This window comes from Pseudomonas siliginis, assembly GCF_019145195.1.
Lineage (GTDB): Bacteria > Pseudomonadota > Gammaproteobacteria > Pseudomonadales > Pseudomonadaceae > Aquipseudomonas > Aquipseudomonas siliginis.
In genome coordinates, this window is record NZ_JAHSTW010000007.1 from 1 (window position 1) to 10,155 (window position 10,155).

The 10,155-nt window shown below is 60.0% G+C and carries 9 protein-coding genes; 3 read left to right on the forward strand and 6 right to left on the reverse strand.

Going from position 1 to position 10,155, the window contains the following annotated elements; translation table 11 throughout:
* Positions 1–1,443 (reverse strand): hypothetical protein (locus KVG87_RS14705; protein WP_217851342.1); only part of this gene is annotated, 1,443 nt, incomplete at its 3' end.
* A gap of 457 nt (positions 1,444–1,900) precedes the next feature.
* Here KVG87_RS14705 and KVG87_RS14710 point away from each other — a divergent pair.
* Positions 1,901–2,278, forward strand: a complete 378-nt coding sequence (locus KVG87_RS14710; protein WP_217851343.1) for a DUF6124 family protein — start codon at positions 1,901–1,903, stop codon at positions 2,276–2,278.
* 93 nt (positions 2,279–2,371) lie between these two features.
* On the opposite strand, the gene KVG87_RS14715 is transcribed toward KVG87_RS14710, so the two are convergent.
* Both KVG87_RS14715 and KVG87_RS14720 read right to left on the reverse strand, forming a co-directional pair.
* Positions 2,372–2,731, reverse strand: coding sequence for a PilZ domain-containing protein (locus KVG87_RS14715; protein ID WP_041479819.1), 360 nt, complete (start codon positions 2,729–2,731; stop codon positions 2,372–2,374).
* A 230-nt stretch (positions 2,732–2,961) separates the two neighbouring features.
* Complete coding sequence (locus tag KVG87_RS14720; protein WP_095181453.1) at positions 2,962–3,348, reverse strand: tetratricopeptide repeat protein; 387 nt, start codon at positions 3,346–3,348, stop codon at positions 2,962–2,964.
* 172 nt (positions 3,349–3,520) lie between these two features.
* Between KVG87_RS14720 and pyk the strand changes: the two genes are divergently transcribed.
* The gene (pyk, locus tag KVG87_RS14725; RefSeq protein ID WP_024014116.1) at positions 3,521–4,972 is read left to right on the forward strand and encodes a pyruvate kinase; all 1,452 of its coding nucleotides are present in this window, start codon (positions 3,521–3,523) and stop codon (positions 4,970–4,972) included.
* 170 nt (positions 4,973–5,142) lie between these two features.
* Here the strand turns inward: pyk and KVG87_RS14730 are convergent, their stop codons facing one another.
* Genes KVG87_RS14730 through KVG87_RS14740 form a run of 3 tightly spaced genes read right to left on the reverse strand, consistent with a single transcriptional unit; the run spans position 5,143 to position 7,949 of the window.
* A complete protein-coding gene (locus KVG87_RS14730; RefSeq protein ID WP_056787833.1) occupies positions 5,143–5,886 on the reverse strand; it encodes an enoyl-CoA hydratase-related protein in 744 nt (247 codons plus the stop codon).
* 28 nt (positions 5,887–5,914) lie between these two features.
* Positions 5,915–6,850, reverse strand: coding sequence for an iron-sulfur-binding ferredoxin reductase (locus tag KVG87_RS14735; protein WP_217851344.1), 936 nt, complete (start codon positions 6,848–6,850; stop codon positions 5,915–5,917).
* Positions 6,843–7,949, reverse strand: coding sequence for a GGDEF domain-containing protein (locus KVG87_RS14740; protein ID WP_041479822.1), 1,107 nt, complete (start codon positions 7,947–7,949; stop codon positions 6,843–6,845). Before KVG87_RS14740 ends, KVG87_RS14735 begins: the two co-directional genes overlap by 8 nt.
* Before the next feature lie 487 nt (positions 7,950–8,436).
* Here KVG87_RS14740 and KVG87_RS14745 point away from each other — a divergent pair, with 487 nt between their 5' ends.
* The gene (locus KVG87_RS14745; RefSeq protein ID WP_016773454.1) at positions 8,437–9,960 is read left to right on the forward strand and encodes a fumarate hydratase; all 1,524 of its coding nucleotides are present in this window, start codon (positions 8,437–8,439) and stop codon (positions 9,958–9,960) included.
* Positions 9,961–10,155 lie beyond the last annotated feature (195 nt).

Genomic DNA, 10,155 nt, shown 5'->3' on the forward strand with positions numbered 1-10,155 from the left:
TCTGATCTTCTGGACAGCGTTGATTTTATAGGTGCCAAGTTTCCAGCCCGTTACGGTGGTGCTCCAAGTGCCGTTGCGCTGTACTTGTGCATTTGGAGGCGCGACCGGCATTGGGTCGGCTGGACTTTCGAGGATAGTGAACTCGATTTCGGTTCTGAGCTTCTCGTCGAAATGTCCGGTGCCGGAAAATGTGATCGTTTCATTGGCTTGCGTATATGTGACCGTCGGCTTGCCCGTGCGTACTCGTATGCCGAAGGGTTGGCTGGTCAGTGATGTCGTTCCCAAATAGGTATGCGTGCCGACAATTGAATGCGGACCAGGTGTCAGCGTGAAAGATGCAGACCATGCGCCTGTGGCGGCATCGGTTGGGGTGCTGATTTGAGCTTGGGTGTTTTCCGAACGCACAGCAACAGCACTGGAGATCCCGGCGACGACAGTGCCTGTGAACGTTGATGTCATGTCCACCGTCTGCGTCAATCCAGGAGACGTTATTCGGGGAGGGTCAATGACATAAAAATTTCGTTGGACTGACGGCACAGATGTTGCGCCATCGTATCTTTGAATGGCGACTAGAGAATAATTTTTGCCGAACGCAAACTTATAAGTGCTGGTACCACCCCATGACCCATCAATTTCGATCTTTGCGTAGGCCAATACTTTGATCGATGTGTCTTTGATGTAAACATCCACTCTTGTCAACTCTTGGTGCAGACCGCCTGTACCCGCAAATTGCGGCGTTTGTGTACTTATAACCTGCGGCAACGGACTGAGCGTTACAGGCTTGAGTACGGTCAGTGACGCTTTCCCCGCGTAGCGCCCCTGCGTATTTCCATACTCCTCTCGGATGATGAAATCCTGTAAACCCTGAGGGACATTATCAAGGAGCGTGACAGTCCAATTTCCGTAGCCATTGGTAATGGCCGTTGTGCTCAGTACAGTGCCTGAATTGGGACGCACAAGCGTGATTTTGCTGCCTTTACCGGCGAGGCCTGGAACCGTTGTAGTCACAGTACCATTGCTGCCAATGCGAGCAGCCTTTCTGACCAGCAAAGTCCGCGGTGTCCACCTTGACCATTGATCAATGTAATCCCATCTTCCATCAACTCTGACTTGCAGGTCACTCTCGGGAAGGTCTTCGACTCGAATACTGTGCCAGACGCCCCCCAACCATGCACTTTCAGTGATACGTCGGTAGTAATTATCGGCTCCGTGAAAATCCAGATGAACGTTGTGATAACGGCCATCGTTTACCGGTATACGAAACTTGAAGTCCATCGTGGTATCTACTAACAGTGACTCGGAGCCGGCCTCATACTCCAAATCCGCGACCAGGATTCCCGGCTCTTCGGAAATCGGATCATCGGATTTTTGGGAAGGGCGATGGTCCTCAGGAAACGGGCCATCTTCTGGAGAATTGGAGCCTGGGTTCTCATGGTCGGACATGATTGAGCTTCCTTATACCGTCGGTACCTGGGTGCCTCATTGAAGAACCGTAAGCACGAAATGACACCTGTAAAACCTGACAGTCCCGATCAGCGGTAACTATTCCCACGCCGCATCATGCAGACGTCCTTCAGTCATTAACACGCGGCTACATCGGCTTGCGCCGTTGCCTACACATCACTCAGAATCCGCCGGCTTGTGCGCTTTGAAGCGGCCTCGTAACGTGATCCGTGCCGCTGCCAATCAGTGGTCGGGTTTAGTCGCTCGGGGGTTTGTCATCAAGGTGTATAAGCGTCATCAAGTCGGGTAATCCCTATCCCCGCACTCGATGGTGGCTGTACGCAGGGCGCTTCGGCGCGCCGGTTTTTGGTGATACCCCCGGTCGACTAACCTGCGTCCAGCCGCCACCCTTTCGTTTAGTCGCGAGGGGTGAAGGCCCCAACCAAGGGTTATCACCATGATCAAACCAACACCCAATCCCCCCGAAACCGAAGACTCGACCTCCCCCTACGCTTCCCCCGATTCCACCAGACTCCACGAGGCCGCTGAAAAAGCCCTCGATCACTACCTGAAAAAAGCCGCCGCTGCGCCGTCGTGCAATTCCGTCGATCGCGGCATGCAGATGTTCATGGTCGCGCCCGACATCAACCCCGAAGCGATGGCCATTCAAACCTACGAAACCTTTTCTTCGGTCAGCATTCTGCTGCTCGACCTGGCGGACAGCCTCGAGGACAAGCCGCGACATCTGGCGATGGCGATCTATCAGTTGAGCGAGATGGGCCTATTGCTGGCGGAAAAGGCGCTGGATCAGGAGCGGGCGATCGCGGTGGCGTGACGTAAAAATCAAAAGATCGCAGCCTTCGGCAGCTCCTACATTTGGAATGCGCTCCCCCTGTAGGAGCTGCCGAAGGCTGCGATCTTTTGCTGTTCAGGCAGAAGCGGGCAGCGGCTGAAAACTGAAATACTGCTTCAGCGCCAGCACCAGTTGGCCAAACTCCGGCGGAGCGCGGCGCAGGATGAACCCGGCGTCGTAATGCAGCGGCGTGGCGTCTTCATGGCACCACACGCAACAGGCGCTGAAATCGATGACTTGCTGGCTGCCATCGCGGGCGGGGACCTTGAGGCGTAACTGAAAATCCACCCCGATCATCATCGGCAACTGGCTGATCAGCATCAGCCCGTCCGTAGACACATTGCCGAGAAAGCCGACGGGTTTGTCGGTGACGCTGTTGAACACTCTGAGGTAATACGGCAATTGATGCCGTTCGATCCGGCGGTCGGTAAACATGATGTGCTGTTCGCCATGCAGGGCTCCGTCACGGAGCCGCACCTGTGCTTCGGAACGAACCTGTGCGACAGGCCCGCTCTCCCCGCTTCCGGTGTGACGGTCGCGACAATCGCCGTCACCTTGTAACTGCCAGTCGCAGGTGTTGCGCCGTTATCGAGACACGGCTCGAAACGGTTTCCTTGACTATAGCGGAGCTTGTACAGACGGCCAGATTTTGTACGAAAACCGCGTCAGAAGCGCGTCGGCCGTACCACCGCAGCGGCGCTGCGTGTCGGGTAATGGCCCAGGCTCTGCAACGTTTCCAGACGCGCGCGGGCGCGGTAGGCGTATTCGCTGTTGGGGTACGAAGCGATGATGAACTGGTAGGTCTGCACCGCGTCGATGTAGAGCTTCTGTCGTTCCAGGCACTGACCGCGCATCATCGACACTTCCGGCCACACGTACGGGCGGGCGCGGCTGGCGCGTTCGACCTTGGACAGTTCGAGCATGACCTGCTCGCAGTTGCCGCGTTCATAGGCGCTGTAGGCGTTGTTCAAATGGTGGTTCATCGACCAACGGGTGCAGCCCGTCGCGGCGAGGGCGCTGAGGGCAAGGGCGGCAATGGGCAACAATCGCATGGGGGTTCTCCTGTCTTGTGCTCTGTATCGACCCCAGGTCGGAAAACTTCAGACGCGCTGGTCGCAAAGTTGCCGCGTTCAATAAAGAAAACGATAAGTAGTGCATTCGAACAATGACTACACCCTTCGAGCATAGTAGCCTCTGCCTGCGCTTGAACTCAGGAGTCTTTGCATGTCCGTCCGTCGTACCAAAATCGTCGCTACCCTTGGCCCGGCCAGTAACTCGCCGGAAGTTCTCGAACAGCTGATTCTGGCTGGTCTGGACGTCGCCCGTCTGAACTTCTCCCACGGCACCCCCGACGAGCACAAGGCTCGCGCGAAGCTGGTGCGTGACCTCGCTGCCAAGCACGGCCGCTTTGTCGCCCTGCTCGGTGACCTGCAAGGCCCGAAAATCCGTATCGCCAAATTCGCCAACAAGAAGATCGAGCTGAAGATCGGTGACAAGTTCACCTTCTCCACCAGCCATCCGTTGACCGAGGGCAACCAGCAAGTGGTCGGCATCGACTACCCGGATCTGGTCAAGGACTGTGGCGTGGGCGACGAGCTGCTGCTCGACGACGGCCGTGTGGTGATGCGCGTTGAAACCGCCACCGCCACTGAACTGCATTGCGTAGTGACCATCGGCGGCCCGCTGTCCGACCACAAAGGTATCAACCGTCGCGGTGGCGGTCTGACCGCGCCGGCCCTGACTGAAAAAGACAAGGCCGACATCAAGCTCGCCGCCGAAATGGAAGTCGACTACCTCGCCGTATCCTTCCCGCGCGACGCCGCCGACATGGAATACGCCCGTCAACTGCGTGACGAGGCCGGCGGCACTGCCTGGCTGGTGGCGAAGATCGAACGCGCCGAAGCCGTGGCCGACGACGAAACCCTCGACGGCCTGATCAAGGCCTCCGACGCGGTGATGGTTGCCCGTGGCGACCTCGGTGTGGAAATCGGCGATGCCGAACTGGTGGGCATTCAGAAGAAAATCATTCTGCACGCACGTCGCCACAACAAGGCCGTGATCGTCGCGACGCAGATGATGGAGTCGATGATCCAGAACCCGATGCCGACCCGCGCCGAAGTGTCCGACGTGGCCAACGCCGTGCTCGATTACACCGACGCCGTGATGCTCTCGGCCGAATCCGCCGCTGGTCTCTACCCGCTGGAAGCCGTGCAGGCGATGGCGCGCATCTGCGTCGGCGCCGAGAAACACCCGACCGGCAAGACCTCCAGCCACCGCATCGGCAAGGAATTCAGCCGCTGCGACGAGAGCATCGCGCTGGCGACCATGTACACCGCCAACCACTTCCCGGGCGTCAAAGCGATCATCGCGTTGACTGAAAGCGGCTTCACCCCGCTGATCATGTCGCGGATCCGCTCCTCGGTGCCGATCTACGCGTTCACCCCGCACCGCGAAGCCCAGGCCCGCGCAGCAATGTTCCGTGGCGTCTACACCATCCCGTTCGACCCGGCCTCGCTGGAACCGCACGAAGTCAGCCAGAAAGCCATCGACGAACTGACCAAGCGCGGCGTCGTGGAAAAAGGCGACTGGGTCATCCTGACCAAGGGCGACAGCTACCACACCACTGGCGGCACCAATGGCATGAAGATCCTGCATGTCGGTGATCCGCAGGTCTGAGTGACCGGCAGCTGAAACGCAAAAGCCCCGCCATGTGAATGGCGGGGCTTTTTTGCTTATGATTCAACAGATATTTTGTCTGGTAAGGCCCTTTTGCGAGCAGGCTCGCTCCCACACTTGAAATGCAATCTCCTGTGGGAGCGAGCCTGCTCGCGAAGGCGTCTTGACACTCAGCGAAAGAACCCGCTCAACGCCGCCACCGCCTCTGGCGAACGCAGCCGCTGGGTAAACAATGCGCCCTCCTCCTCGATCACTTTGCGCAGCAGCTCGCGATCGGGCGCTCGCATCAGTTGCTTGCTGATGTGCACCGCTTCGGCCGGCAGCTCATCAAAACGCAGCGCCATTTCCCGGGCCTTGCTCAACGCAGCCGCGCCACTGTCCAGCGCGTCTGTGGCAATTCCCCATTGCGCAGCCTGTGCGCCGCTAAAGCCTTCGCCGAGCAATAACAACTCAGCCGCTTTTGCTTGCCCGAGCAAACGCGGCAGGATCAGGCTGGAGCCGAATTCCGGGCACAATCCGAGGTTGACGAACGGCATGCGCAGCCGGGCGTCGCGGCTGACATAGACCAGATCGCAATGCAGCAGCAGGGTCGTGCCGATACCCACCGCAGCACCGGCCACGGCGGCGATCACCGGTTTGCGGCATTCGAGCAGATTGAGCATGAAGTGAAACACCGGGCTGTCGAGGTCGCTCGGCGGTTGTTCGATGAAGTCGGCGATGTCATTGCCGGCGGTGAAGCACTCGGCGCTGCCGCTGATCAGTACGGCATTGATTTCGGGGTCGCTGTCGGCCTGTTTCAGTGCTTCGGCGAGGCGGCTGTACATGGCGCGGGTCAGGGCGTTTTTCTTGTCCGGGCGGTTGAGGCGCAGGGTCAGCAAACCGCGTTCGCGTTCCAGCAGGATGGCTTCGGTCATGGCGTGTCTCGCGTCTGAAAATCAGCGCTCAACCACGGCTCACAAACACGTCGGCCAGCAGTTGATTGCGCGGCAATCCGGCCAGGTACAGACGCTTGGCGAATGCGTCGACACTGGTCGTCGAGCCGCAGACTAAGGCCAGGGTCTGCCGGGAAACAAGGCGCAGTTGCGCCAAAGCGGCGGCCGAGTCGGCCGCTGCCCACAGCTCGACACTGAGGTTTTCGCGCTGCGCGGCCAGTGCGGCAAGGGGTTTGGCCAGATAGTGTTCGCGTTCGTCATGGGCCAGGTGAATGACGCGGATGGCGCCTTGGTGATCCTCACGCAAGGCCTCACGCAGCACCCCGAACAACGGACCCAAACCAGTACCGGCAGCCAGCAGCCACAGCGGCCGGGCGTGCCAGTCCGGATCGTAATGCAAGGCACCGCCGCGCAGTTCGCCAAGGCGGATCGAGTCGCCGATCTGCAGCTTGCGTGCGGCATCGATGAATTCGCCGGATTGCCGGCAATCCAGGTGAAACTCGAGAAAGCGGTCTTCTTGCGGCAGGCTCGCCAGCGAGTACGGGCGGGCGATGTGGCCGATCCACAACACCAGATGCTGGCCGGCGCTGTAGCGCAATGGCCGCTGCGGGGTCAGGCGCAGGCGCAGAACGCTGTCGCTGAGCCAGTCCAGCGCTTCGACCACGGCCGGGCGGCCGTCGCTGATCGGGTCGAAGGTGTGTACCTGCAAGTCTTCGACCACCTGACACTGACAAGCCAGGCGCCAACCGTCCTGACGTTGCTCGGCACTCAAGGCGTCCGGACGATTGTCGGTGGGCACACCTCGGATGCATTGCACCAGACAGGCATGGCAACTGCCGGCGCGGCAGCTGTAGGGCACGGCGACACCGTTCTGATTGAGACTGTCGAGCAGGTTGCTGCCCGCTTCAACCGTCCACTGCCGATCACCGACGCGCAATTCAGGCATCAATGTTCTCCCACGCGGCGGCACAACGATTGCGCCCGTCACGCTTGGCCCGGTACAGCGCCTGATCGGCACGCTGCAACGCCTCATCCAGATCATCGCCAACGGACAGCAGGGTCATGCCCGCCGACAGGCTCAGGTTGCGCACTTGCAGGCCCATCAATTCCACCTCACTGAAGGCGATGCGCAAACGCTCGCAACACGCGGTCAGGCGTTCGGCATCGCAGTCGGGCACCAGCACGACGAATTCCTCGCCACCATAACGCGCCAGCACATCACCGTCGCGCAGACAGGCTTGCGCCACCCCGGCAAACGCCTGCAATACCTGATCGCCGGCGGCGTGGCCATGCAGGTCGTTGATGCGTTTGAAGTGGTCCAGATCGATCAGCGCCAGCCCGTGCATCACGTCGCTGTCCAGCGCGTTCAGCTCGCGGGAAGCGATGCGCAGGAAATGCCGGCGATTGAACAGCCCGGTCAGTTCGTCGGTGGCGACCAGATCTTCAAGCTGGCGCATCATTCCGCGCAGGGTGTCCTGATGCGCCTGCAAGGCAAACCGGCGCTGGCGCTGGCGTTGTCGGGAAACCTGGACAAAACGTGCGTAAAGCACCAGCCACGCCAAGACCATCGCCAGAATGCACACCTGCAACGCTGCGAGCGCAGGCTCGGCCAAGCGGAAGTGGTAGGCGTCCCACAGGGTAATCGCGGAAAAACTGAAGAACACCAACAGCGCACAGCGGATGAACACCCGTCGGGTGAGATGGAACAGGCCGAACAGCAGGATCAGCACGTAAAACACCAGAAACGCGCCGCGCGCCTCGTCGACATGGGCGATCAGCCACGTTTGCCAGCCCAGGCCCATCAGCACTTGCGCTTCGGTCAGGCTGGGGTCGGCGAAGCGCTGGTTGCGCCCGCTCCAGAACATGGCGAAAAGGCTCGCCTGACTGATCACTACCAGCGCGCTGCCGATGGCCACGCCACTGAGCGATTGCTGGTAATGCCCGGTGAAAAACGCCAGCCACAGCAGCAGCAGAGCCAATCCGTAGGTGGCCGCAGCGAGGGCGAAGCGTTTGAGCAAAAGGCGTTGAATGGCGTTATGGGTCAATCGTTGACTCACCGTGCGATAGGAGGCTGACCGAGTGTCCTACTCTACAGACCGGATGCCACTTTAGAGGCCCGGTCGCTAAATGACCACCGATTTTCGGGCTCGAAAATTGACGTCAAATGCATGACCTGATTGAGCTGCATTGATGCCCGCACCAGGTCCCTGTGGTGAGGGGATTCATCTTCGATGGGCTGCGAAGTGGCCCCTTGCAACTTGTCAATCACACTGAGCTCACAGGTTTTACGACTGCTGCGCAGCCGAGCGGGGATAAATCCCCTCGCCACAGGGTCATCCGACCAAAAGCCAATGTGCCCCCACCACCGAGGCGCGGTATACTGCCGCGCCTTTTTAGCGTCGCGCCACAAAGGGACAGCTACAAGCCGCAAGCCTGAAGCGGCAAGCTCAAGCTGTCCGCGTAATGCTTTAACTTGCCGCTCGAAGCTAGAAGCTTGTAGCTGCCCCATCGTGTTTTAGAGGAGCGCGACTCATGACCGTGATCAAGCAAGATGACCTGATTCAGAGCGTTGCCGACGCCCTGCAGTTCATTTCCTATTACCACCCCGTGGATTTCATCCAGGCGATGCACGAAGCCTACCTGCGCGAAGAATCGCCAGCGGCCCGTGATTCGATGGCGCAGATCCTGATCAACTCGCGCATGTGCGCCACCGGCCATCGCCCGATCTGCCAGGACACCGGTATCGTCACCGTGTTCGTCCGTGTCGGCATGGACGTGCGCTGGGATGGCGCCACCATGGGCCTGGACGACATGATCAACGAAGGCGTGCGTCGCGCCTACAACCTGCCGGAAAACGTCCTGCGCGCCTCGATCCTTGCCGACCCGGCAGGCGCTCGCAAGAACACCAAGGACAACACCCCGGCGGTGATCCACTACTCCATCGTCCCGGGTAACACCGTGGAAGTGGACGTGGCGGCCAAGGGCGGCGGTTCCGAGAACAAGTCGAAAATGGCCATGCTCAACCCGTCCGACTCGATCGTCGACTGGGTCTTGAAGACCGTGCCGACCATGGGCGCCGGCTGGTGCCCACCGGGCATGCTCGGCATCGGCATCGGCGGCACCGCCGAGAAAGCCGCGGTGATGGCCAAGGAAGTGTTGATGGAATCCATCGACATTCACGAGCTCAAGGCCCGTGGCCCGCAGAATCGCATCGAAGAAATGCGTCTGGAGCTGTTCGAGAAGGTCAACCAGTTGGGTATCGGTGCCCAAGGCCTCGGTGGCCTGACCACCGTGCTCGACGTGAAGATCATGGACTACCCGACCCACGCCGCATCATTGCCGGTGTGCATGATCCCCAACTGCGCCGCCACCCGTCACGCACACTTCGTGCTCGACGGTTCCGGCCCGGCCTCGCTGGAAGCGCCACCGCTGGACGCCTACCCGGAAATCGTCTGGGAAGCCGGCCCGTCGGCGCGTCGTGTCAACCTCGACACCCTGACCCCGGAAGACGTGCAGAGCTGGAAACCGGGCGAAACCGTGCTGCTCAACGGCAAGATGCTCACCGGTCGCGACGCGGCGCACAAGCGCATGGTCGAAATGCTCAACAAGGGTGAAACCCTGCCGGTCGACCTCAAGGGTCGCTTCATCTACTACGTCGGCCCGGTTGATCCGGTCGGTGACGAAGTGGTTGGCCCGGCCGGCCCGACCACCGCAACGCGGATGGACAAGTTCACCCGCCAGATCCTCGAGCAGACCGGCCTGCTGGGCATGATCGGCAAGTCCGAGCGCGGCCCGACCGCGATCGACGCGATCAAGGACAACAAGGCCGTGTACCTGATGGCCGTCGGCGGCGCTGCGTACCTGGTTGCGCAAGCGATCAAGAAGTCCAAGGTGCTGGCGTTTGCCGAGCTGGGCATGGAAGCGATCTACGAGTTCGAGGTCAAGGACATGCCGGTCACCGTAGCGGTGGACAGCAAAGGTGAGTCGGTACACATCACCGGCCCGGCGATCTGGCAACAGAAGATCAGCGAGAGCCTGGCGGTAGAAGTGCAGTAAGCCTCTGGCGTCATGAAAACGGCCGGTGCATCCGCAAAGATGCCCCGGCCGTTTTTGCTTGTTCAAACCAATTGCGATAAAAGAATCGCCCAAGCACAGAAAACGATCTTGCGCACCTGTCAGATCTGACAGGTCCATCTCTGGCCCACTCCTGTTAGCGTCTATCCATACGCCCTATGTAGCGCGAATGGACTC